We start from the raw sequence: 23,155 nt of genomic DNA, 5'->3' as shown, positions 1-23,155 counted from the left end.
CAACTTATATGTGAATCGACAAAAATATTTAACTTAGTTTGCAATATGTTACTGAGTTTAGCTTAGCATACAGAATCATTTTAATAAGCAATAATAAGGATTTTTAGTTCTATGAAAGGATTACAACAATCGCCTATGGCTGTCCGTAGTTTTGTGGTGATGGCCTGTGTGGTGATCATTCTAGCGGGAATCAAAACGGCCAGCCCAATTGTGGTGCCTTTTGTATTATCTGCATTTTTAGCGGTAATTTGTAATCCAGCCATTGTATTTATGACGCGCTATCGCATTCCTAAATGGTTATCGATCATCTTATTGATGGGATTTATTGTGTTAATGGGCTTATGGCTGGCCAGTTTAGTGGGCAGTTCGGTAACTGAGTTTTCCAAAGAAATGCCCAAGTATCGGGAGCAATTGATTGAACAATTTGCGTGGACCCTTGAAAAACTGCAAGACTTTAATATTCAGATTTCTAAACAAAAGGTGCTCGATTATTTTGACCCCGGCATGGCGTTATCCATGACCACTAATATGTTGTCTGGTGTTGGTAATGTGATGGCTAATTTATTCTTGATTATTTTGACTATCGTATTCATGTTATTTGAAGCGCAATCAATGCCAAGAAAGTTTCATTTAGCCCTTGATGCTCCAGATAAGCGTTTACAGCAAATCGACAAATTTTTGCAGTCGGTTAATCAATATATGGTGATTAAAACCCTGGTCAGTTTAGCGACTGCAGTGGTTGTTGGTATCGGTTTGACTATCATTGGCGTTGATTATGCTTTGTTATGGGCAGTCATCGCTTTTCTGTTTAATTATATTCCTAATATTGGTTCTATTATTGCCGCTATTCCTGCTGTGTTATTGGCTTTTATCCAAATGGGCCCAGGGGCTGCAGGTATTACTGGTTTATTGTATGTGGGTACCAATATGGTGATGGGTAATATGGTTGAACCGCGTTTTATGGGCCGAGGTTTAGGCTTGTCTACCTTAGTCGTTTTTTTATCATTGATTTTTTGGGGTTGGCTGCTTGGCTCTGTCGGCATGTTGCTGTCGGTACCCTTAACCATGATTGTTAAAATTGGTCTTGAATCGAGCGACTCGGGCAATTGGCTGGCAATTTTATTGTCGGATGATAATGATGACTCACCCAATGAATCTGCCAATAATGTTAAAGCAGAAGCCGAAATTGCAGCTGAAGATTGCCACAGAGACGACGATGACGAACAGGTTAATAATGACGTTAATAGTGGAGTCAGTAGCGACGTAGATAATGATCATAGCGTGGGCAGTGACACTAAAGCTAAGTCATCAACCACAAATGCATAACCCTATTGATTGTATTTAGTTTATTGAGTTAAGAGAGTGTATGAAAGGTTTTTTACAAATAGTTCCAAATTTGACGTTCGGTGATGATGTTTGCCGTTTATTTCATGGCCGCGGCGGCTTATTCGCTGGCGATGAACACCTGTGTTTAGATTGGTATAAACCAGTATTATTGCTCACCAGTTTTAAGATGCTCGAAACCGAGCAACTCAATGAATTAGTGATTGCAGTAAAGGTACTTTGGCAGCAACAACGACCAACTGAAACACTTAATTTGGTTTACCAATATCGTCAAGGTGGCCAAACATTCAGTGAGTTATTGCATGGCGAAGTACCAGAACAGCATATAGTAACTGAAAATGGCGCACGTTTTTTAGTTCATTTATTACGCGGACAAAACCACGGTTTATTCTTAGATATGGCCAACGGCCGAGCATGGGTGAAACAACACGCAAAACATAAAAAGGTACTTAATTTATTTGCTTATACTTGCGGCTTTTCGGTAGTGGCTTTGCAAGGCGGCGCAGATGAAGTGGTCAATATGGACATGAGTAAAGGTGCGTTAAGCATTGGTAAGCAAAACCATGTATTAAATGACTTACCCGCAGGAGCGCGTTATTTAGGCCACGATATTTTTAAATCATGGGGTAAATTAACCAAGCTTGGACCGTATGATTTGATTGTGGCCGATCCACCGAGTAATCAACGTGGCAGTTTTGTGGCCACTAAAGATTATGAGCGCTTATTGAAACGTCTGCCTGACTTACTTGCACCACAAGGTGAAGTGTTGCTGTGCTTAAATGCCCCAGAGCTTGGTTGTGATTTTTTGATGCAACAAGTGGCTAATACTGCGCCACAATTAACTTATGTTGAGCGAATTGCTAATCCGTCCGTTTTTGCCGATATAGATGAACAGAAATCATTAAAAGTATTACGTTACTGCATGAGCTAATTTATTAATGCGTTACAAATAAACCGACAGTCATGTGGCTGTCGGTTTTTTTATGCCTGTAAAAAATGCCAAGACATACCTCACGATTAACCCCTTAATGACATCTTAGCCGCGCAAGTTGTTTTTAGTGGCTTATACTTAATGCTCACCAAGGAAATACCTGTTCAAAAAATCGTTAAATAATCCTTCTTTTAATCGGTATTTATGACCGATAACCCTGATCTAGCTAATGATTTATTAAAATTGATGATCTAGATCATATTAACCTTGTTTTACCAATTTGTGAGTATATAGATTGTTACTGCATTAACGATAAAATTCACCGAGTCGTAATAAAGAAGCAATAAAGCGATGATGATTTATTGTTTTTATCCCCACTCTTGGAGGGTCCATGAGTAATGAAACCGAAAGCAAAAAGGGTTTAGAGCTAAAGATTTTTATTTTTTTGACCGTCTTTCTAGCCCCAATTTTATCTGTATTACTGGTTAGCGCACTAGGTTTTACTATCTGGTTTAGCCAAATTTTAACTGGGCCTCCAGGCGCGGGCTAATCCTAAAAATAATAAACAATGTGAGAACGATGTATGAGCAATGAACTTCACGTAACCAGCCTAATTGTCCAAGTACACCCTGAGCAAATGGCTGAAGTAAGACAAAAAATTATGGCCATCAAAAATGCTGAGTTGTCAGCTAATAATGACGTTAAGTTAGTTGTTGTCGTTGAAGGTCCGAGCCAACGATCGTTGATGGATGATATATCAACTATTAATGCCATTCCGGGTGTGTTGACTGCCACCATGGTGTATCACCAAAGTGAAGAGCTTGAAGAGGGTGAAGTATGAAAATGAATAGACGCGATTTTATGAAGGCCAATGCCGCTATCGCAGCGGCAAGTGTTGCAGGATTAGCACTACCTACAAGTGCAAGCAACCTGATCACTAGCTCAGAACAAACCAAATTAGAATGGAACAAAGCACCTTGTCGTTTTTGCGGAACAGGTTGTTCAGTGATGGTAGCCACCCGTGACGGTAAAGTTGTTGCGACTCATGGTGATGCCAACAGTGAAGTTAACCGTGGCTTAAACTGCATTAAAGGCTATTTCCTTTCTAAAATTATGTACGGTCGTGATCGTCTGCAAACGCCAATGTTGCGTATGACTGATGGTAAATATGACAAGCATGGCGAATTCACTCCTATTACATGGGAAAAAGCGTTCGACACTATGGCGGAGCGTTGGAAAGCGACCATTAAAGCCAAAGGTCCAACAGCCGTCGGTATGTTTGGTTCTGGTCAGTGGACCGTATGGGAAGGTTATGCAGCGGTTAAGTTAATGAAAGCTGGCTTTGGTTCAAATAACATCGATCCAAACGCTCGTCATTGTATGGCATCTGCGGTAGGTGGCTTTATGCGTACCTTCGGCATTGATGAGCCAATGGGTTGTTATGACGATATGGAAGCGGCTGACGCGTTTGTGCTTTGGGGCTCAAACATGGCAGAAATGCACCCTATTTTGTGGACTCGTGTAACCGATCGCCGTTTAAGCGCGCCACACGTTAAAGTCGCCGTGTTGTCTACCTTTGAACATCGTTCATTCGACCTTGCTGATTTGCCCATTGTATTCACGCCACAAACCGATTTAGCGATGCTTAACTTTATTGCCAATTACATTATCCAAAATGGCAAAGTGAATAAAGATTTCATCAAAAAGCATGTTAATTTCCTCAAGGGAACCACAGATATTGGTTATGGTTTACGTCCAACGCATCCATTAGAAATGAAAGCCAAAAACGTCGCCACTGCAGGTGACTCTACCCCGATTGATTTTGACGAATTTGCAAAATTTGTGGCTGACTATGATGTTGAATCTGTCAGTAAGTTGTCTGGTGTACCAGAACATAAGCTTATTGAGTTGGCAGAGCTTTATGCAGATCCAGATCGTAAAGTGACTTCATTCTGGACCATGGGCTTTAACCAACATACTCGTGGTGTGTGGTGTAATAACCTGATATATAACATTCACTTGTTAGTCGGTAAAATCTCTACTCCAGGTAACAGCCCATTCTCATTAACTGGTCAACCGTCTGCTTGTGGCACAGCACGTGAAGTGGGTACATTCTCACATCGTTTACCTGCGGACATGGTAGTGACTAATCCTGAACACAGAAAGCGCGCCGAAGAGATTTGGCATATTCCGAGTGGTATTATTCCACCAAAACCTGGTTACCATGCAGTAGAGCAAAACCGTCGCTTAAAAGATGGCGATTTAAACTGTTACTGGGTACAAGTGAACAACAATATCCAAGCAGGCGCCAATATTAACGAAGAAGGTTTACCGGGCTACCGTAATCCTGAAAACTTCATCGTAGTGTCTGATGCATATCCAACTGTTACCACCCAAGCCGCCGATTTAATTTTACCAACAGCAATGTGGGTCGAAAAAGAAGGTGCCTACGGTAATGCTGAACGTCGTACTCAATTTTGGCATCAAATGGTCAAAGCACCAGGCGAGTCACAGTCTGATTTATGGCAGTTAATGGAATTCTCTAAGCGTTTCACTACTGACGAAGTTTGGCCTGCAGAAGTGTTAGCTGCTAACCCTTCGTTTAAAGGTAAAACCTTATATGAAGTGCTTTATCTCAATGGCAATGTTGATAAATTTCCATTGGCAGATGCTGATCAAAAATACTTAAATGATGAAGCTAAGCATTTTGGTTTTTACGTTCAAAAAGGTTTATTTGAAGAATATGCCACCTTTGGACGTGGTCATGGTCATGATTTAGCTGACTTTGATGTATACCACAAAGAGCACGGTTTACGTTGGCCGGTGGTTAATGGCAAAGAAACCAAATGGCGTTTCCGTGAAGGGTCAGACCCCTACGTTAAAGCGGGTACAGAATTTGAGTTTTACGGTAAGCCAGATGGCCGTGCAGTTATTTTCGCATTGCCTTACGAGCCTGCTGCAGAGTCACCAGATGAAGAGTTCGATATTTGGCTATCAACGGGTCGTGTGCTTGAACATTGGCATTCTGGTTCAATGACACAACGTGTACCTGAACTTTATAAAGCCTTCCCTGATGCAGTGTGTTTTATGCATCCTGAAGATGCTAAAAAGCGCGGTTTACGTCGTGGTGATGAAATTAGAATTGTTTCTCGTCGTGGTGAAATTAAAACCCGTGTTGAAACACGAGGACGTAATAAGCCGCCTGTTGGCTTAGTGTTTGTGCCTTGGTTTGATGCCAGCCAGCTCATTAATAAAGTGACGTTAGATGCGACAGATCCTTTGTCAAAACAAACTGACTATAAAAAATGTGCTGTAAAGATTGTTAAGGCTTAAGGAGACAGACCATGAAAACAGGTAAATTATTATCGATTATCGCGTTATTAGGTTTCTCTGTAAGTGTAATGGCTACCAGCATACCTGAAGACAAAATCGACACATTACGTTTAGCGCCAATTAATGTAGAACCGACACCGCCTGCGATGCAAGCGGTGATCAATACCGATGTTAAGCAGGTACGTAATTACCCAATGCAGCCACCGGTGATCCCGCACAAGATTGATGGTTATCAAATCGATCTTAAAGTGAACAAGTGTATTCAGTGTCATGCCCGTACTAGTACTGGTCATTCACAGGCTCCAATGGTGAGCGTGACTCACTATATGGACCGTGATAATAATTTTTTGGCTGATTTATCACCACGTCGTTATTTTTGTACTCAGTGCCATGCACCGCAGTTAGATGCCAAGTTATTAGTTGAAAATGACTTTGTCGATATTGATCACTTAATGAAGGCGAAAGCCCCAGTTAAGCGCTAGGAGTCACTATGATTGCAAAATTGTTTGAGCAACTAAAAATAGTGTGGAAAGTGCTGTGTCGTCCGAGTGTCCATTACAGTCTTGGCTTCTTAACCATTGGTGGATTTATCGCTGGGGTGATTTTCTGGGGCGGATTTAACACCGCCTTGGAACTGACTAACCGCGAGCAATTCTGTATTGGTTGCCATGAAATGGAAAACAATGTTTATCAGGAACTGCAAACGACTATTCACTTCACTAACCGAAGTGGTGTGCGTGCAACCTGTCCTGATTGTCATGTGCCACATAACTGGACCGATAAAATTGCTCGTAAAATGCAAGCTTCTAAAGAAGTGTGGGGCAAAATATTCGGTACTATTAGCACGCGAGAAAAGTTTGAAGGTAAACGTCGCGAGCTGGCGGAACATGAATGGGAACGCCTCAAAGCTAACGATTCGTTAGAGTGCCGTAACTGTCATAACTTCGACTATATGGATTTCACTCGTCAGTCTAAGCGTGCATCACAAATGCATTCAACATCACTGGCTAGCGGCGAAAAAACCTGTATCGATTGTCATAAAGGTATTGCACACCAATTACCTGATATGGCGGGTGTAGAAGGGTTCTAAACCGGTTAATATTGTAAGTGTATAGAAAAGGCCAGCAAATTTGCTGGCCTTTTGTTTTATGCATTTCGAACTAAAGTTGTTTATGTTAAATCAACCTGTTGCCCAATCACATCAATTAAATATTTAGTGAAATCATGGCCATGGTTTTGCAACATTTTCGGAAACATTGAAATAGGCGTTAACCCTGGGAAGGTATTGATTTCATTCAAGAGGATTTGATTATCATCAGTTAAAAAGAAATCAATGCGCGACAAGTGACGTAATTTCATCCCTTTAAAGGCTTTTATTGCGTAATCCCGGATCAGCTGACTGATCTCAGGGCTGAGGTTATCAGCAACAACGTCGGTACGGGCCTTACTATTTTTAGCGTACTTTTCATCAAATGAATAAAAGGTATTGCTGTCGCAAATAATCTCGCCCGGTAAGGTAGCTACCACTTCACCTTGGTATTGGTATACGGCGACTTCTAATTCACGCGCATGGATGGTTTGCTCAACAACCACATATGGGGCATAACTAAACGCATCTTTAAGTACGTTAGCGATATTGGCTTTAACATCGACTTTATAGCATCCCACAGACGATCCTTGTGATGCCGCTTTTACAAAAACAGATCCCCAATGATCAAATGCCGTTTCAGTTTGCTTGATTGCATCATCATCTAGTTGGTGCAAAAAGATGTAAGGCGTGTTTGGTACGCCTAAAGCTGAAAACCACATTTTAGCGGTGATTTTATTAAAGCAATTGCTTGAGGCTTCAGATTCACAACCAAAGTAGGGCAGTTGGATTAAGTTAAAGTACGATTGAATATCACCGGTTTCACCCGGAAATCCATGAATACACGGGATCACATAATCAACTGACCATGCTGGCGTATTGTTATCTTCAAAACGAATTTCACGACGATTAGTCAGGTCGCATAATTTACCGTCTTCAGTGTGATAATGACCGTGTTTATCGAGTACTAACTTAAGTACCGAAAATTTATCTGACTTTGCCAGTGATGACTCAAAAAAACGTGCAGACATTAACGAAATATCGTGTTCTGCACCGCCACCGCCGCACAATAACAGCAGATTAATCTTTGGCATGGTTGCTCCTGAAAGACCCAAAAAATGGGCTAAATTTGAATTAGATTAGCCCTAAATAAGTAATGCTTATGATAAAGACCCACAGCCATACAGTGCAAGTAAGAGTTAATAATATTTCAGCTATTTATGTCTATTTCCGATGTTAATGCGATTAAATAACCTCAACGAGATAATAAACAGCTATCACATCTCCATTACCTCACGAAGCGATTGTATTAATTGACAATGTCATAAGCGTTAGTGGCATCCGTCTTGGTTAGTCACATCCGTTCTAAGTGGCCATAATATGCTGGGTGGCGTCATACACTGTCGTTTTGTTGTCGACAATCTCAGCGTTATCTTTTCTGCATCAGCCGTAAAAAAGAAAAACCTCTTTTTATTTTCATAAAAAAGAGGTTTTTAATCAATCAATATAATGTCTGCTATCGTGGTCAACTACATTGATTATATTGATGTACTAACAAACGTATGACAGTAGAATACTTAAGCTTATTGCTTCAATCTTAGTCTCTGCGGTGTAATATTTTAATCTTACCTAGAAGCGATAAGTTAAGTTCACCGAACCATTCACAGGCGCGCCGTAATAACCGATAGTGGCCAAGCTGTTAATGTATTTTTCATCGGTGAGGTTATTAATGTTAGCTCTCAGATTTAGGTCTTCAGAAATATTCCAACTTGCGAAAGCGTTAACGACTAAATAGGCATCCTGTTCTACATTAGAATCAACATTTTTGGTTTCAGATTGCCATCTGCCGCCCAATCCAACGCTTACTTCTGGCAATTGTGGGATGGTATAATCCATCGAAAAGTTAACAACGTTTCGGGCTGCCCATTCATTTGCCTCAGCGCCATCTTCATCTTCTACATCAAGCAGCGTATAAGCTAATACTGCATTGAGGTTGTCTGTTATGTGTCCAGTGACTTCAACTTCAAAGCCTTTCGACTCGACATTGGCACCTTTATAATAGTAATTTCCGTTGGCATTAAGGCCGGCGTAGCTAGCGAGGTTATTTTGCTCAGCACTAAATAGTGCAAAGGTAGCCATTAAATCATTATCAAGCCATAGGGTTTTAAGCCCAAGTTCGTAATTGACGCCTTTAGTGGGGTCTAAAAAATACCCATCGTAATCATACTGCTCTTGCGGTTGGTAAATGTCTGAATAACTAAAGTAAGTGTTGATATCCTCTGTGATGCTGTAAACCACACCAGCATAAGGGCTAAACTCGCTTTCGTCGTTGTCGATATCAACGCCGCTATTAATACCTTCGCGGGTATATTTAATCGCATTAAAGCCTGCAACTACGAATAGGCTGTCATTAATATTGAACTTAGTCGAACCATAGGCGCGAAGTAAGCTTACATCGATGTCAGAGTACTCCACTTTATCGCCCCATTCAGGCTCAGGGATCGCATCGAGATCGTAAGGAAAAGCAGGCGTGGGACCATATGCAGGAGTCGCTGCAAAATCAAATGGGTGTTGGTACATGTATTTTTTACTTTGAGAACTGCTTAACCCTAAGGTCAGTTCGTGATCTTGACCAAATAAGCCATAATGACCAATTGTGGTGATGTCCAAAATATCGGCTGAAAACTCAGTGTCGTAACGACCAGGCCAACCATTTAATCCTAAGCCTGTGTCCTTATCAATGGTTCCAGAAGCATAAAATAACTTACTTTCATCTTCTAATCCTTGATGATTATAGGCAACTTTAAGGTCCCAATCGTTAGGCATTATGTAAGTATACTCAACAAATGCGGTTGTATTGATGGTGTCCCACATAGTCCACTCTTGTGTGGTGCTAGCGCTGGTATCCCATTCTGCTTGGGTGCCGTCAGTATAGTTAAATACTAATCCGCCCCAGGTATTACCGTCTGTGTTGGCATCTTGGTATGAAAACCCTAATGTTAGCGTTGAGTTATCTGTTAATTGGCCATCAACGACAGCGTAAATATAACCACGATCGTTTTCTAGGCCATCTAAGTATGATCCTTTGTCTTCTACTACCGCAACAACTCTACCAGCCCAACTACCGCTTTCTGTTAACAGGGCAGAGTAATCAGCTTGTACGCGCTTAAAGTCATCTGAGCCATATGAGATGCCTACTTCACCTTCATTTTCGTTAGTCGGGCGTTTACGCACATAATTAATGGTACCAGCAGAATTACCTATTCCGGTTAGTAGCCCGTTAGCTCCACGAATAACTTCAATTTTTTCATAACCATAAGCTTCCATTGCACCAGTGACGATCCCCCAGTCATTGGGCAAACCGACGCCATCAATTTGGGTACTTTTAATTTCAAAGCCGCGAGAAGTATATTGTGTGCGGTTTGTTTCCCATTCTTCAACATTAATACCCGTCGCAAGACGAAGTACGTCGTTAAGATTATTGGCCCCAAAATTAGTTATCTGCTCGTTGGTAACCACACTGATTGACTGCGGTGTCTCATCAATCTCCATAGTTAACCCAGTCGCGCCTTGGCTAACGCGTTTATAACGAACACCCAAGATTTGAATTTTTTCTATGTTTTGATCATTGTTGTCAGCATTTTGTTGTTGTTCTGCTGCAAGGGCAATGGGCTGTACTAGAAAGCCCATTGCCAAAACTAATGATGAAAGTGCAAAGGTATGTTTAGGTTTCATGTTGTGCCTTATCTGTGTCTTTTTCTAATGATGAATATTATTAACGGCGAACCATAGCGCTTATCAGACGCTAATGTTATTGCTAATGATTATCATTAGCAACCGCGGTTGAGGCTGGATTGATTGAAATGTGAGCATTAACGCAAAATTTACAATTGATAATAATTATCACTCAATAGTTGTTGAGATTGGTTATCAATCGTATTAGCATGTGTGGAAAATTAATATCTATAAAGACAGCGGACAAATTTGGACATCAGATGGCAAAACGTAGTAATCGATTTTGGTTTAAGCTTCATGGCTGGTTTTCATTACCCGTATGGATAATTTTTTGTTTTGTGTGCCTAACGGGGACAATTTCAGTGATAAGCCATGAATTAACCTGGCTCACTAATCCTGACGCTCGTGCAAGTAACCCGCAAAATCTGGCAGAAAAACCGATGTCAGAACTCGTTGAAATTGTGCAACAAGCGCACCCAACAGCTAACATCACCACAGTGATGAGCTTTGAATCTTATCTGGTTAATGCGGTTATTTTTAACGATAGCGATGCGCCTTTTGCCATTGCTTATGTCAATCAATACACCGGCCAAATACAAGCAATTAATCTTGGCATGACCTTCAGTAATTTTATGCGCTCCTTACACGGTTGGTTACTGTTTCCATGGCATGTTAATTACAGTGTCGGCTATTACATTGTCTGTTTTATGGCCATCGTTATGTTGGGGGCGTTGATATCTGGACTGGTGATTTATAAAAAGTTTTGGCGTTCATTTATCCAGCCTAAATTACGTATCAATCAAGGTAAAAAAACGTTGCTTGCAGATCTACATCGATTGGCAGGTGTGTGGTCAATGTGGTTTTTAATGCTGATGAGCATTACCGGTTTATGGTATTTAACCCAAGCGATTTTGTGGCACAACCACATAGATTTGGAGCCACATGCACCTTTAATTGAGGCAAGCCAAGTGCCTACATCAGCAAATGATGCTCCTATTAGACCGTATACATTATCTAATGCGCTGCAAGTGGCCGAGCAAAAATTCCCAGGCTTTAAAAGTACCTACATTATGCTTCCTGAGCACCAACGAGATACTTACAAGGTGTATGGCCAGGGAGATCATATTTTCTATGACCAGTACGCTTATGGCGTGACAGTGAATCCATGGAGCGGCACCATTGAAAGTGAAAGATCGCCAGCGGCAATGACCACCTTACAAACGCTTTCGCATATTGCTGATCCACTGCATTACGGCACAATAGGCGGGCTGTGGACAAAAGTGATTTGGTTTATCTTCGGCATTTTTCTAACGGGGATGTCTATCACAGGATTTTTAATGTGGGGAAGTCGAACCGTAAAAGCCGCCAGAACCGACCTAGATGATCCGTTGGCAATGCATAACTCACAGCTAGTCGAGCAGGAAGGTAACTAATGGCCCGCATTAAAAACACCATATGGAATCGTTACAAGTATAAAATAAATGGCTTAATGCTAGTGCTAGTTTGTTATTTTCTATATCAGTCTCTATTCCCGCAATTCCCTGATGCATGGGAAACTCAAGCGGTTGGCGCTTTTGAAATAACACCTATGCCGTATAATCTTGATCCGCCATATCTTCACGATGGTACCTACACTAAAGATTTTTTATTATTGTTTAGTCAGGGGCAGGTAAACAAAATCCGTCAAGCATATTTAAACATTGGCACAGAGCCCTTACCATTAGAAACACTGCAAATGGGCGATGCAGGTATCTTGCATGGCAGTCAGCATGGACAAGAAGTTCATGCTATTGCGCCAGAAGTATTAACAGCAGAACACAAGGCTTGGTTAACCATTGAAAATTGGCAGGGGCAACAGCAAGTCATTAGCTGGAAGTTACCTGATGCATTTTATCAGTCATCAAACTAAACGATTGTAGTCTTTGGGGCAGCTTGGTTTTATCGAGCAGTTTGTCGATGTTAAATGTAATTGCATTGCATTTAACATCGTATTCTTAGGCGGTTAAATACCAAAGGCTTCGCGTTCAGAAACACATTCGTATTCAGCCATTTCAAATTCACGGCAAATCAGTGGCCGAACTTCGTAAATCGAACACATCATAGTGTCTCGGTCTAGTGCTGCACACCAACCATCATCAAGTCGGCGCATAACTTCTCCGCCCCAATTATCTTTGGCTATATACACTTTAGGCACACCGGTTTCGGTTATTAACATCACTTCTAAACGGCAACAACAGGCTTGGCAATTTGAACAGGTCACAGCCGGTTGCTCTACAGAGTTTATTGTTGCGGGAGTCGATGATTTATCGGACGACTCAGGGAACATGGTAATGATATTGGTGGGCATTTAAGGGCTGCAGTTGAACATTTGGGCTAAGGATACCGTAATTTAGCGGTGTTGACGTTATCAAAGCACAAATATTCATGAGATTGGACTTGCCAAGCTAACTCAATGAGCGCTTGGCTATTGAAAATTATAACGTAACCACTTTACCAGTTAGTGCAACGCCTGCAACAATATTGCCAGCACCGCACTGGAAAGTGTCATTGCTACTAGTAAGATTGTTTTTATAATTTGATTTGATTTCAACAACAGCATTACCGCCTTCTTTAATCGCTCGCTCTTTTAGCGCGATCATTGCCGATAGAAATACCCAATGGCAAGCTTCGATATCAGATTTATTAAAAGCATTAGTCTTTTTATTAGCACTGAATTCACCGATAATTTTTACTGGCTCAGAATAAGCTTGATCACCAAAATAAAAGGTTACATTGCTGCCAAGTTTATTTTTTGCGTGTTCTGTACTCAGCGCATCTGCTACCGAATAACTGCCGACATCGTCGCGGGCATAAGAAACAGAAGGGGCAATAGCGAGTGCCAGAGATAACGCGATGATTTTGTTTTTCGTACTATTGTTTTTCATACTAAGAAACATCCTTTTAATTGGTTTGGCTTTTACGGTGAAAATCCTTTGTGCGAAGCAAAATAACATTAACTCACTGATTTTACACCTATCAATGAGAAATATTCAATTTTTCGGCAGGTGATAAAGTTGGGTAGAAACCATAAGGTATTAGCAGATGCAATCAAGTGTGTTGATATATTTGGGGTAAAACAATGTCTATGCAGTGATAAACATTGCACAAACACAAACACAAACACAAACACAAACACAAACAGTGATGGGGTCATATTTGCTTGTTCATTAACATCGCAACTTCTAGAAAATGTGGTCAACATGTGAGTGAGTAAGCCTTAGCTCATCACTTTGCCATGGCTCACGCTTAATCAGCTTCATTAAGGGTAACGCTTCACTTCCCTGTGATGGCGAGACAAAATAACATGGCTATTGCTTTGTTTATCTTATATAGAAGCGGGGGAGATCGGAGATAAATGAAGCCCATAAGTTCATCAGTACGATGGCCAATGTTAATGCTGATGTGCTGACGATAATGAATTTCCTTCGCTGTCATAAAATCCTGAAGCGCTGTGTTCAATAAAACCTAAGTTGATCATTTTTCTAAAAAACGGGTCAGATTCATTATCGCCAATATCAGCAAAGTCAGTAGATTGGTACGCAGAGAATGTATCTAGCTGTTGTTGAATCATTTTGTTGTCGTAAGTCACCTCAGTTAATTGCCAATTTACGGCTTTATCTGCAGATTCACCTTTATCTGACAATGCAGTACTAATGCGTTGTACTAGTTTTTTTGCTGGAAACCACCATATATCAACCGTTTTTGTATTTGTTTGTTGTTGATAATGTTCTAGTTTATCGCAACCTTGTCCAGTAGTTTCAATGAGTGTTGACTGCTTTTGAAATAATGGGTGGAGTAATTGTGCATGATATTGCCATGCTTGATTAGATATCGTTTTGGTTGCTTCATATTCAATGGCGCGTTTGTCATCGATGAAGTATGAGGTTTTTTTCATGTGATTATGTGGCAGTGTGGTCCATTGTGTTGCGACTTGTTGATTGTTGATGTGAAATACAGAATTTTGGGCTCTTAATAATACCAGTTGGTTTTGTTTGTTTGATGCTGCATCGTGAGTCGTTTGTTCAATGTTATAGGTCGCCATGAAGGCAGTTGATTGGCAAGTGTCACTTGCTGATGCAAATAACGGGAAAGTGATAGCGGTTAGTAACAATAGAGTTTTCATGTGTTTTGTCTTATTGGCAGGTCAAGTATCAAGGCGCAAGCTAAAAGTTAAAGAATAGGGGCAAGCCCCTATTCTTTATTGATGACTTTTTACTTATTTATCTCACGTTCAGGTTATTTAGCTGACCTTACTGAGGGGTACCAGAAAGATTGCCAGCGTAATCCATCACATGGAATATTAAGCTTTGCTCGTTAGTTCCTGTAATTAAGTGAGCGCCAGGTCCTACAGCAAAAACACCAACGTCTTCACCCGCATGTGTTTCACTATCGAGTGGTACTAGCGACTCTTGGTGGAACCCTGCAGTTGATGTATCAATATCGGTTAAGTCAACGCGGCCTGTTACTGCAGCAGCTGCATAACTGGCATCAGCATCGGTTTGTGTGCCTAAATCTCTAAAGCCAAGGCCGTTGGTATAACCTACTGTGGTATAAGGCATGTCGTCTGAGGCTAAACTTGGCTCAGTCGCACCAATACCAACCACTTTACCTAAGATTGGGTTACCGCGTTTTGGGTAGCCTGCAATGGTAAATACATGGCTGTGATCAGCAGTAACAATAATTAAGGTGTCTTCTTGGCTTGTTGCATCAACCGCGACTTGCACAGCCTTAGCAAACTCAATAGCGTCATTTAGCGCGTTATAAGCATTGCCGGCATGGTGAGCATGGTCAATTCGACCAGATTCAACCGTTAAGAAGAAACCTTTGTCGTTATTATCAAGCACCTTAATGGCAGTGGCGGTCATTTCTGACAAGCTAGGTTCACCGGCAATATCATTTTTACGGTCAGCTTCGTATTGCATGTGCGATTCGTTAAATAAACCAAATACCCGCGGTGTTGTTTCAGTGTCAATAGCATTAAATGAAGCCTGGTCAAATACATAAGCACTTGTTGCATACTTCGCTTGCCATTCGGCGGTTAAGTCACGGCCATCAGTACGGTCACCTTCAATGGTACTGACTGCGTCATTGCTGTTATATGCTACATCTTTAGGTAAAAAATGACGGCGACCACCACCCATAACCACTTCAATACCATCAACATCTACACCGGCATATCGAGCTTCTAAGTTGGCTTCAAAATTGACTAACTGTAATGCAATATCTTCACAATTAGCGCGCTCAGGGTTGTTGGCAATATCCATATCTGAGATATCTTCCCAGTTACGATCTGCTGACTTTGCATAAGTTGCAGCAGGTGTCGCGTGGGTAATACGTGCGGTTGAGATAACACCCGTTGATTTACCTGCAATCTCAGCTAATTCTAAGGCAGTGATCATCTCAATGCCTTTAGTGCTAGCACAATTGCCACGAACCACATCTTCGTCAACACCTAATACGCCAGCATCTGTTTTAACGCCCGACATCATCGCTGTCATTGTTCCTGCAGAATCTGGTGTTTGTGCATCAACGTTGTAGGTCTTTGCTAAACCAGAAAATGGAAACTTATCAAAGCTTAATTGGTTTTCTTCACCCATCATGCCTTTATTCTGACCATCTAAAATACGCGCTGCGGTTACCGTTGAAACACCCATACCGTCACCAACAAATAAAATCACATTTTTAGCTGAGCCTTTAAGTGCGGTTATTTCTGCTGCGGTAGATGCAGTTGCAATCGATACGTTGGCATTGTTTGCTAATTGGCTATCAATTTTATTCCAAACATCGTCTGCCGTTTCTATTTCGGCAGCGCCTTGTTTAAACCATGAGTTATTTAAACTGGTTAGCAGTTCGGTATCGTTTACTGTGGTCGCAGCAGGCGAACATACATATTGAGTTGATGTTATTTCAGACGCATCTAAAACGGTATCAGCATTTGCATCGATACCCGAGTCGATTTGCACACCACCATTGAGACAATTAGCATTACCTACCGCTAAGGGGGTTTGGGTAATTAATGCGTTGGTTCCGTTAGTACCATTAGTGCCATTTGAGCCATCAGATCCATTGATGCCGTTAGTTCCATCGGTGCCATTGTCACCGTTATCGCCACAAGCTGATAATGCCAAAACCAAAGAAACTGTTAATGTTGATAATATAAATTTATTCATCATAAAAACCTTATAGGGTCTATTGACCAACTAAACCAAGAGCACGATTGATTAAATGGAATACAACGCTTTGTTCAACTGTACCTTGAACTAAGTGCGCACCTGGGCCTGATGTATGAATAGCCACATCTTCTCCCGCGTGAGTTTCGCTATCTAATGGCACCGTCACTTCTTGGTGATAACCAGAGGTTGTTGTATCGATTGCGGTGATGTCTTGACGGCCTGCGACAGCTGCAGCAGCATAAGATGCGTCGCCATCTGTTTCAGCCCCTAAGTCTCTGAAACCAAGTCCATTGCTATAACCTAAAGTGGTGTAAGGATTACCAGCAGAATCTTCGCTAGGCTCAGTCGCACCAATACCAACCACCTTACCCAAAATAGGATTACCACGTTTTGGGTAGCCAGCAATCGTAAACACATGGCTGTGATCGGCAGTGACAATGATTAGCGTTTCTTCATCATTTGTTGCATCTAATGCCGCTTGAACGGCATTGGAAAACTCAATAGCATCATTAAGCGCTGTGCTTGCACTGCCAGCATGATGACCATGGTCAATTCGGCCAGACTCAACCGTTAAGAAATAACCTTTTGGATTGTTATCAAGTATTTTAATGGCTTTTTCTGTCATTTGAGACAGGCTGGGTTCGCCTGCAATATCATTGGCTCGGTCGGCTTCGTATTGCATATGCGACTCATTGAATAAAGCAAAAACACGTTCAGTGGATTCTGTATCAATGGCATCAAATCCAGTTTGGTCAATAACGTATTGACCATTTGGATACATAGCACTCCATTCTGCGGTCAAATCGCGGCCATCGGTACGGTCACCTTCAATCGCGCTAACGGCATCGACACTATTAAATGCGGCATCTTTAGGTAAAAAATGACGACGACCACCGCCCATCACAACATCAATGCCGTCTACATCAACTCCGGTGTAACGTTGTTCTAGATTTTTTTCAAATTTAACCAGTTGTGATGCGATATCTTCGCAATCTGCACGTTCAGCATTATTGTCAATATCCATGTCTGAGATATCTTCCCAGTTACGGTCTGCTGACTTTGCATAAGTGGCGGCTGGCGTAGCATGAGTAATACGTGCGGTCGATAACACACCCGTCGATAAGCCTTTTATTTCGGCTAACTCCAAGGCCGTGACCACTTCATTGCCTTTGACTGAGGCACAAGTACCACGAACGACGTCTTCATCAACACCCAGAACACCAGCGTCTGATTTTAAGCCGCTCATCATGGCTGTCATGGTGCCTGCTGAATCTGGTGTTTGTGCATCTACATTGTAGGTTTTAACTAAAGCTGAATAAGGAAATGTTTCAAAGCTTAAATAACCTTCTTCACCAGAATTACCGGCTAATTGCCCTTTTAAAATCCGAGCTGCGGTAAGTGTAGAAATCCCCATACCATCGCCAACAAACAAGATGACATTTTTTGCTCTTGTTGATCTTGATTGTTGTAATTTTTCAGTGATGGTTGCTTGGCCGTCTTTATACCAAGCATTATTGAGTTGTGTGTCAGTCGTTGTCGCTGCGGTTGCAGAACCTGCGTATGTTGCCGATGACAATATACTAGCGATAACCACTGATAAGCCTTGTTTGAGCATATTCATATTACCCTATGTTGTAGTTAAGTTATTTGAGAACCTGGCCATAACATAGAGGTTTACAATGAACGTTAAGTAACACTTCGGTTACAATTTGGTTACAAGAGCGTTTAGGTTTTATGTGCATATAATCAAGCTGCTGATTTTATTGTTATTTAAAGGTGACTATAGTATTGGTGTTTTGCAGAACAATAAGTTTGCTTGGCCGCTATGCTTCTGAGTGTTTTTGTATGCAATTAACCCCCAACACCATGATTAAATTAGCTAATATATTAATAAGCGAGCATAAAACCTATCGTAACCTGAGTTGAAAGAGGTTAAGTTGATTAGCTATAAAAGAGGGGAGCATAGTTGAACTCCTACCTTGCTTATGTGTTTATTGACACAATCAATCGCAACTCTACCTTATGGCAGAATAGTTGAGTAAGATGTTATTAATTCCAACAATTAGATAAGGACTGTTTGTATGGGGGAAGTTATAAGTAATCAGATGAGGGAAGTTATGAGTGAAGTAAATAGTGAAGTAAAGAGTGAAGTAAAGAGTGACAAAATGAGTGACAAAATGAGTGAGTCTGCATTAAACGCATTGAAAATTGCGTTTACCTACATGCCTAAATCAATTGAAGTGACTAAGTATGAGTATGGTGACAGCTACCAAAAAATATTAGATCACATTGAAACCGTTAGGGAAATATTACTGATTAATGATGTTGATCCTGAAGAAGTTTATGGTGAAGTTAACCCTGAGAGTACGCCCAACTCAACCTATTGATTGAGTGCCATTAAATCATCATTATTATCAGTATTTTGTTCATTCAGCCTTAGAACACTAGGCCATAGGTTTAAACACCTAAAGTCGGCAGATAACGACAGCGCATTTATTATTTGACGATGTTTTTCGCTATAAAATGGTGTGCATGGTTGGTTTTTATCCAAAAATTGCTCGCTGGATTCTGCACAAGGTAAGATGCATTTTTTGTGGAATGATAAACTCGCGGATTTGAAATGAAGGCTTATTGACGGTTTTTAGGCGGTGTGGCGACAATAGTATGATGGTAGTTTTAGCTAATAGGTTTTGGTTCTTTACTGCTCCTAGCATTCAGACGTTACGATACAGGTATCTTGTTTGCTTAATCTCAATAAAAAGCTGTTCATTTCTTTGGTTAGTCATCAGAAGATAATGCATCTCCTGATGACTTAATACTGAACGGCTCACGTATCTTTGGTCAAATTGTTAAGGCGTTTTCCGTCGATGGGCTCAAAAAATATGGCCTATCTGAACAGGTTCCAGATAATGGTATTGTCTGCACCTAGACTCCACAGCAGCACAACGGCGGCCAGTAAAACCTCTAGAACTAATACACCAATGGCTAGCGTCGTGCTTGATATAATAAAACCCTGTCGATTGCTGATGCCTAAAAAGCTTGGTGTACCGCTATAGAGTAAATAGCCGGTATAACAGATGCCTATAATACAGGCGAGTGTGCACAACCAAATCATAGGGTATATAGCAAACAAGCCACTTAAAAACATCGGTGTAGCCATGTAACCAGCAAAGACAATACATTCATTTCTGCTTGGGCAGTTAGGGTATTTACGTGCCAACCAATGGATCAAACTACCGACTATTGTCACTGCCGTTAAAATTAACGCATAAAATAAAATCCCCAGGCCTAAACCACTCTCCATTGAGACCTTGATTGTGTCTTCACCACCAAAAGTCCAACCAAATTGTGTGGTACCAATAAAGGTACTGACCACTGGAATCGCCGCCAACCACAGTACATGATTTTTGTACAAATGACTGACTGTTTCATGTTCATTACTTATGTCGCGCCATTCTTTATCAGGATGATGTACAAGTCCCCAAACGTGATTAATCATGCTTCCTCCTCGCTTATTCAAGCGACAGTTTTTTATAAAACCTAAGGTTACTGGCACACGACTGTGTGTCTTAGATATCAGTATAGGAGGTAAGCGGATATTTGCTTTGTGCGGCGGTATTTTGTTATCCGGTAGTGAGTGGCAACTACAGTTAAGAGTGTACTGCTCAACTATCATAAAAATGGCTGGCTTGGTTTCTTTTCTCAACGCGGAGTAATATTTATTACCCGTTATATATTTAATCTAATAATTTAAAGACCAAACCAGTTATTGCGATGATCCCAATTACTGAGTCCTAAATAGTGATCGATTAGCGCTCGACTAACGTATTGACGCTGTTACTTTTTTATTAGAGATCTATTATGTGGTTTAGTTCAAAAATTAGTAGGAAAGCGCTGGCATTGCAGCTAGTTACCACGCATCAGTCAGCTGCTGTTGTGGTCGATGCTCAGCAGAATATTATTGCCGTTAATGATGCTTTTAACCAATTAAGCCAGCGCTTAAAACAAGCTGGTCATAATCAAACCTTTAATTTGTTACTTACTCGTTATGACAGTAGTAGCAAAACTATTCGCTGTGATGAAAACTTACACGTTAGTCAGCAAGTTATCTCACTCACTTATAAAAACTTAGAGTCTTGCTCACTTTATACGTTTGATGCTGTATTAACACCGTTATTAAATGAAAGTGTGTGGCAAGAGTTATTAGCTTTTAGTGGCAAGGCCTATGTTGTATTTGATAACAATGAAAAGTTAGTAACAGCTAATTTGGATCCCGTAAACACTGATTTTATTTATTTAAATCAAGCAGATATAAATTTTCAGAAAACGTTACAAAACGGGCTTAACAGTAAAGATCAACTACTTTGTTTATCTGAGCAAGATAAGGTCTATTTTCGTGTGGCGCGCCACAAAATTGATTCTGGTAATCAAAAACTCATAGTCTATGTATTATCCCATCAAGAGCAAAACCAGCATATAAAGCAATTCGAAATGTTATCAAAGGTGGTAAGTAATACTAGCACTAGTGTATTGATCACTGATAAATATGGTTTAGTCGAATATGTAAACCCGGGTTTTGAAAAACTGTCAGGCTTGACCCTTGCAGAGGTTAAGGGAAAAAAGCCCGGTATACTTTTGCAACGTGAACAAACCGACAAAGAGACGATTAAGCGCATATCTCAAAAGCTCAAAGCAAAACAAGCCTTCTATGAGGAGATATTGAATTTTGATAAACATGGGGTGCCATATTGGATTGTATTGGCAGTAAATCCGATTTTTAATGAAAAAGGTGAGCACACAGGCTTTGTTGGTGTGAGCTCTGATGTGCGTGAAATAAAACGTATTGTGTTAGAACAGATTAATCAAAGAGATGCAATAAGCAGTCATTCGGCTGTGTTAGAGTTTAACCAAAGTGGTCAGTTTATTTCAGCTAATGACTATACTAAAAAGCAGTTAAATTTACACGACGATGTAAAAATGCAAACTGTAGTGGGAAATTTAAAAGACCACTTAGACCATTCTCGTACGCAGATGATCCAACGAGGCGAACCGACAGCAGTCATGATGAAACTGATTCATCAAGGCACTGAAGTGATTTTAGATTGTGTTATTTCTTCAATTACGGATTTGAATGGAAATATTTCTAAGTATATTGTTTTTGGCAGTAATGTTTCTTCTCGTAATAAGTTAGTGACCGAAACGCACAATGCGATGTCTACTGTGTTGAGTAAAATTCAAAATACGGTAACGACTATTAATGCGGTCGCTGATCAAACAAACCTATTAGCCCTCAATGCAGCCATCGAAGCAGCAAGAGCGGGTGAAGCCGGACGTGGATTTGCCGTTGTTGCGGACGAAGTTCGTAATCTTGCGAAAACGTCAAATGACGCCGCGGTTCAAATTGGCCTACTCATCAATGAAACTCAATCTCATGTTGATGAGTTAGCTTCTTTTTTAAGTGAATAAGTTGAGCTCAACTCGCTCTAGTTGCCTATAATTTGTTCAAAAGACTTATAATAGAAGCCCACTTTAATGAGTGGGCTTGGAATGAGTTGGCTTATGCGTTTCTTGAATGAGCCGCTTGCCCCAATGGCCAACAAAGAAGATAAGTGTACTGGCAGAAGATACGGGTTGTATCATTCGAGAGGACAAACGCGGTGCGATAAGCTCAAGTAGCCAAGACATTCTCAATAGACTTAATATTTCCGCTTAAAACGGGCTAAAAATCACCACTGAGTTTGGCTCATTATTTAGAGTTGTTTTCGAGGCATTACCAGCTTCAACAGAATATTTCGAACATCTAGAGCGAAAGCGAGCACAAGGATCATCGAACTGCCAACGCGGGTTGTGTGCTTAAGACTTAACCTTTAAAACTAGAGCTCAGACTGAAACAATAACCTCATTTTGTGCTTGATATCAATCAAGCCGCGAATGCTTTAACTCTAACCGTATTGCTCATCAGTTTCCATATACCACTCAGTTTGTTGATGATTTTCGTTCAATTTTTACATTTGAATAGTCAGAAAGCTATCGCAATCAACGCTAAAAGCAGTTATGTTAATTGTCTTAAAAATGAGAGGCATAGTTTCTTGTTCAGCAAATATTGAAGAATCAATTATAAAATTCATCACAATTAAAGGATAAAATAGATGAGTGAAGTAGTAGAAAATGTTCCAACAACTAAGGAACAAGCCAAAATAGTTTACTTACTTTACATGGTAGGTTTACTGTTTGGTATTACAGGCATCATCGGTGTAGTAATGGCTTACATCAATAAAGGTGATGCCCCTGAGTGGTTAAAAACCCATTATCAGTTTCAAATTAGGACTTTTTGGATTGGTGCTATTTATATCTTCTTAGGCTCAATTTTATCCTTAGTTATCATTGGGTGGTTTGTACTCTTATTCTGGGCGGTTTGGCTAATAATCCGCTCACTCAAGGGCATGAAAGCGCTTGAACTGGAAAAACCAATTGAGAACCCTACTGGTTGGTTATTTTAAAAGCCTAACAACC

The 23,155-nt window shown here is 40.7% G+C and carries 20 protein-coding genes; 12 read left to right on the top strand and 8 right to left on the bottom strand.

Translation table 11 applies throughout. The features are described 5' to 3' along the window. The first annotated feature begins 111 nt into the window (after positions 1-111). The 7 genes from AAEY97_RS02055 (at position 112) to AAEY97_RS02025 (ending at position 6,698) form a co-directional block, all read left to right on the top strand. On the top strand, positions 112-1,326 hold the full coding sequence (locus AAEY97_RS02055; protein WP_350996196.1) for an AI-2E family transporter: 1,215 nt from the start codon (positions 112-114) through the stop codon (positions 1,324-1,326). Positions 1,327-1,366: 40 nt separating this feature from the next. Next, positions 1,367-2,275, top strand: coding sequence for a class I SAM-dependent methyltransferase (locus AAEY97_RS02050; RefSeq protein ID WP_350996193.1), 909 nt, complete (start codon positions 1,367-1,369; stop codon positions 2,273-2,275). Positions 2,276-2,666: 391 nt separating this feature from the next. Beyond that, on the top strand, positions 2,667-2,825 hold the full coding sequence (locus tag AAEY97_RS02045) for a periplasmic nitrate reductase, NapE protein (protein ID WP_011638006.1): 159 nt from the start codon (positions 2,667-2,669) through the stop codon (positions 2,823-2,825). A gap of 33 nt (positions 2,826-2,858) precedes the next feature. After that, positions 2,859-3,116 (top strand): chaperone NapD, encoded by a 258-nt coding sequence (locus AAEY97_RS02040; protein WP_011638005.1) that lies wholly within the window; start codon positions 2,859-2,861, stop codon positions 3,114-3,116. A 2-nt stretch (positions 3,117-3,118) separates the two neighbouring features. Continuing rightward, a complete protein-coding gene (napA, locus tag AAEY97_RS02035; RefSeq protein ID WP_350996408.1) occupies positions 3,119-5,608 on the top strand; it encodes a nitrate reductase catalytic subunit NapA in 2,490 nt (829 codons plus the stop codon). Positions 5,609-5,619: 11 nt separating this feature from the next. Then, positions 5,620-6,090 carry a nitrate reductase cytochrome c-type subunit gene (locus tag AAEY97_RS02030; protein ID WP_350996191.1) on the top strand — a complete coding sequence of 157 codons (471 nt, stop codon included), beginning with the start codon at positions 5,620-5,622 and terminating at the stop codon, positions 6,088-6,090. Positions 6,091-6,098: 8 nt separating this feature from the next. Further along, entirely contained in the window at positions 6,099-6,698 is a 600-nt protein-coding gene (locus tag AAEY97_RS02025) for a cytochrome c3 family protein (RefSeq protein WP_101087918.1), read from the top strand. Positions 6,699-6,778: 80 nt separating this feature from the next. Here AAEY97_RS02025 and AAEY97_RS02020 read toward each other — a convergent pair whose 3' ends face one another. Then, entirely contained in the window at positions 6,779-7,789 is a 1,011-nt protein-coding gene (locus AAEY97_RS02020; RefSeq protein WP_162022742.1) for a D-alanine--D-alanine ligase, read from the bottom strand. Between the two features lie 535 nt (positions 7,790-8,324). Next, positions 8,325-10,430, bottom strand: a complete 2,106-nt coding sequence (locus AAEY97_RS02015; RefSeq protein ID WP_350996189.1) for a TonB-dependent siderophore receptor — start codon at positions 10,428-10,430, stop codon at positions 8,325-8,327. Positions 10,431-10,690: 260 nt separating this feature from the next. Between AAEY97_RS02015 and AAEY97_RS02010 the strand changes: the two genes are divergently transcribed. Together AAEY97_RS02010 and AAEY97_RS02005 are read left to right on the top strand one after the other, a co-directional pair. After that, the gene (locus tag AAEY97_RS02010; protein ID WP_350996186.1) at positions 10,691-11,863 is read left to right on the top strand and encodes a PepSY-associated TM helix domain-containing protein; all 1,173 of its coding nucleotides are present in this window, start codon (positions 10,691-10,693) and stop codon (positions 11,861-11,863) included. After that, positions 11,863-12,339, top strand: coding sequence for a PA2404 family protein (locus AAEY97_RS02005; protein WP_101087930.1), 477 nt, complete (start codon positions 11,863-11,865; stop codon positions 12,337-12,339). The genes AAEY97_RS02010 and AAEY97_RS02005 overlap by 1 nt, the downstream gene beginning before the upstream one ends. Before the next feature lie 93 nt (positions 12,340-12,432). On the opposite strand, the gene AAEY97_RS02000 is transcribed toward AAEY97_RS02005, so the two are convergent. The 5 genes from AAEY97_RS02000 to AAEY97_RS01980 all read right to left on the bottom strand — a co-directional run bounded on the left by AAEY97_RS02000 (position 12,433) and on the right by AAEY97_RS01980 (position 18,263). Continuing rightward, the gene (locus AAEY97_RS02000) at positions 12,433-12,756 is read right to left on the bottom strand and encodes a YkgJ family cysteine cluster protein (protein WP_101088210.1); all 324 of its coding nucleotides are present in this window, start codon (positions 12,754-12,756) and stop codon (positions 12,433-12,435) included. Between the two features lie 148 nt (positions 12,757-12,904). Further along, positions 12,905-13,354 (bottom strand): excinuclease, encoded by a 450-nt coding sequence (locus tag AAEY97_RS01995; protein ID WP_350996183.1) that lies wholly within the window; start codon positions 13,352-13,354, stop codon positions 12,905-12,907. 506 nt (positions 13,355-13,860) lie between these two features. Beyond that, entirely contained in the window at positions 13,861-14,592 is a 732-nt protein-coding gene (locus AAEY97_RS01990; protein ID WP_335690480.1) for a hypothetical protein, read from the bottom strand. A gap of 127 nt (positions 14,593-14,719) precedes the next feature. Continuing rightward, the gene (locus tag AAEY97_RS01985) at positions 14,720-16,639 is read right to left on the bottom strand and encodes an alkaline phosphatase family protein (protein ID WP_502959426.1); all 1,920 of its coding nucleotides are present in this window, start codon (positions 16,637-16,639) and stop codon (positions 14,720-14,722) included. Between the two features lie 19 nt (positions 16,640-16,658). After that, positions 16,659-18,263 carry an alkaline phosphatase gene (locus AAEY97_RS01980; protein ID WP_350996177.1) on the bottom strand — a complete coding sequence of 535 codons (1,605 nt, stop codon included), beginning with the start codon at positions 18,261-18,263 and terminating at the stop codon, positions 16,659-16,661. Positions 18,264-18,807: 544 nt separating this feature from the next. On the opposite strand from AAEY97_RS01980, the gene AAEY97_RS01975 reads away from it, so the two are divergent. Then, positions 18,808-19,029 (top strand): penicillin-binding protein, encoded by a 222-nt coding sequence (locus AAEY97_RS01975; protein WP_350996405.1) that lies wholly within the window; start codon positions 18,808-18,810, stop codon positions 19,027-19,029. Between the two features lie 500 nt (positions 19,030-19,529). Here AAEY97_RS01975 and AAEY97_RS01970 read toward each other — a convergent pair whose 3' ends face one another. Further along, positions 19,530-20,141: a Yip1 family protein gene (locus AAEY97_RS01970; RefSeq protein ID WP_350996174.1), complete on the bottom strand. Its 612-nt coding sequence runs from the start codon at positions 20,139-20,141 to the stop codon at positions 19,530-19,532. A 362-nt stretch (positions 20,142-20,503) separates the two neighbouring features. Between AAEY97_RS01970 and AAEY97_RS01965 the strand changes: the two genes are divergently transcribed. Both AAEY97_RS01965 and AAEY97_RS01960 read left to right on the top strand, forming a co-directional pair. After that, the gene (locus AAEY97_RS01965) at positions 20,504-22,108 is read left to right on the top strand and encodes a methyl-accepting chemotaxis protein (RefSeq protein WP_350996171.1); all 1,605 of its coding nucleotides are present in this window, start codon (positions 20,504-20,506) and stop codon (positions 22,106-22,108) included. A gap of 683 nt (positions 22,109-22,791) precedes the next feature. After that, on the top strand, positions 22,792-23,142 hold the full coding sequence (locus tag AAEY97_RS01960) for a DUF4870 family protein (RefSeq protein ID WP_162022753.1): 351 nt from the start codon (positions 22,792-22,794) through the stop codon (positions 23,140-23,142). Positions 23,143-23,155: the final 13 nt, after the last annotated feature.

Source organism: Shewanella sp. TB7-MNA-CIBAN-0143 (assembly GCF_040310065.1).
Lineage (GTDB): Bacteria > Pseudomonadota > Gammaproteobacteria > Enterobacterales > Shewanellaceae > Shewanella.
This window is presented reverse-complemented; position numbering and strand designations above follow the sequence as displayed.

Excerpts from the sequence above, each read along its gene's own strand:
- AAEY97_RS02055 (WP_350996196.1), top strand. The coding sequence starts at position 112 with ATGAAAGGATTACAACAATCGCCTATGGCTGTCCGTAGTTTTGTGGTG.
- AAEY97_RS02050 (WP_350996193.1), top strand. The coding sequence starts at position 1,367 with ATGAAAGGTTTTTTACAAATAGTTCCAAATTTGACGTTCGGTGATGAT.
- AAEY97_RS02045 (WP_011638006.1), top strand. The coding sequence starts at position 2,667 with ATGAGTAATGAAACCGAAAGCAAAAAGGGTTTAGAGCTAAAGATTTTT.
- AAEY97_RS02040 (WP_011638005.1), top strand. The coding sequence starts at position 2,859 with ATGAGCAATGAACTTCACGTAACCAGCCTAATTGTCCAAGTACACCCT.
- napA (WP_350996408.1), top strand. The coding sequence starts at position 3,119 with ATGAATAGACGCGATTTTATGAAGGCCAATGCCGCTATCGCAGCGGCA.
- AAEY97_RS02030 (WP_350996191.1), top strand. The coding sequence starts at position 5,620 with ATGAAAACAGGTAAATTATTATCGATTATCGCGTTATTAGGTTTCTCT.
- AAEY97_RS02025 (WP_101087918.1), top strand. The coding sequence starts at position 6,099 with ATGATTGCAAAATTGTTTGAGCAACTAAAAATAGTGTGGAAAGTGCTG.
- AAEY97_RS02020 (WP_162022742.1), bottom strand. The coding sequence starts at position 7,789 with ATGCCAAAGATTAATCTGCTGTTATTGTGCGGCGGTGGCGGTGCAGAA.
- AAEY97_RS02015 (WP_350996189.1), bottom strand. The coding sequence starts at position 10,430 with ATGAAACCTAAACATACCTTTGCACTTTCATCATTAGTTTTGGCAATG.
- AAEY97_RS02010 (WP_350996186.1), top strand. The coding sequence starts at position 10,691 with ATGGCAAAACGTAGTAATCGATTTTGGTTTAAGCTTCATGGCTGGTTT.
- AAEY97_RS02005 (WP_101087930.1), top strand. The coding sequence starts at position 11,863 with ATGGCCCGCATTAAAAACACCATATGGAATCGTTACAAGTATAAAATA.
- AAEY97_RS02000 (WP_101088210.1), bottom strand. The coding sequence starts at position 12,756 with ATGTTCCCTGAGTCGTCCGATAAATCATCGACTCCCGCAACAATAAAC.
- AAEY97_RS01995 (WP_350996183.1), bottom strand. The coding sequence starts at position 13,354 with ATGAAAAACAATAGTACGAAAAACAAAATCATCGCGTTATCTCTGGCA.
- AAEY97_RS01990 (WP_335690480.1), bottom strand. The coding sequence starts at position 14,592 with ATGAAAACTCTATTGTTACTAACCGCTATCACTTTCCCGTTATTTGCA.
- AAEY97_RS01985 (WP_502959426.1), bottom strand. The coding sequence starts at position 16,639 with ATGAATAAATTTATATTATCAACATTAACAGTTTCTTTGGTTTTGGCA.
- AAEY97_RS01980 (WP_350996177.1), bottom strand. The coding sequence starts at position 18,263 with ATGAATATGCTCAAACAAGGCTTATCAGTGGTTATCGCTAGTATATTG.
- AAEY97_RS01975 (WP_350996405.1), top strand. The coding sequence starts at position 18,808 with ATGAGTGACAAAATGAGTGAGTCTGCATTAAACGCATTGAAAATTGCG.
- AAEY97_RS01970 (WP_350996174.1), bottom strand. The coding sequence starts at position 20,141 with ATGATTAATCACGTTTGGGGACTTGTACATCATCCTGATAAAGAATGG.
- AAEY97_RS01965 (WP_350996171.1), top strand. The coding sequence starts at position 20,504 with ATGTGGTTTAGTTCAAAAATTAGTAGGAAAGCGCTGGCATTGCAGCTA.
- AAEY97_RS01960 (WP_162022753.1), top strand. The coding sequence starts at position 22,792 with ATGAGTGAAGTAGTAGAAAATGTTCCAACAACTAAGGAACAAGCCAAA.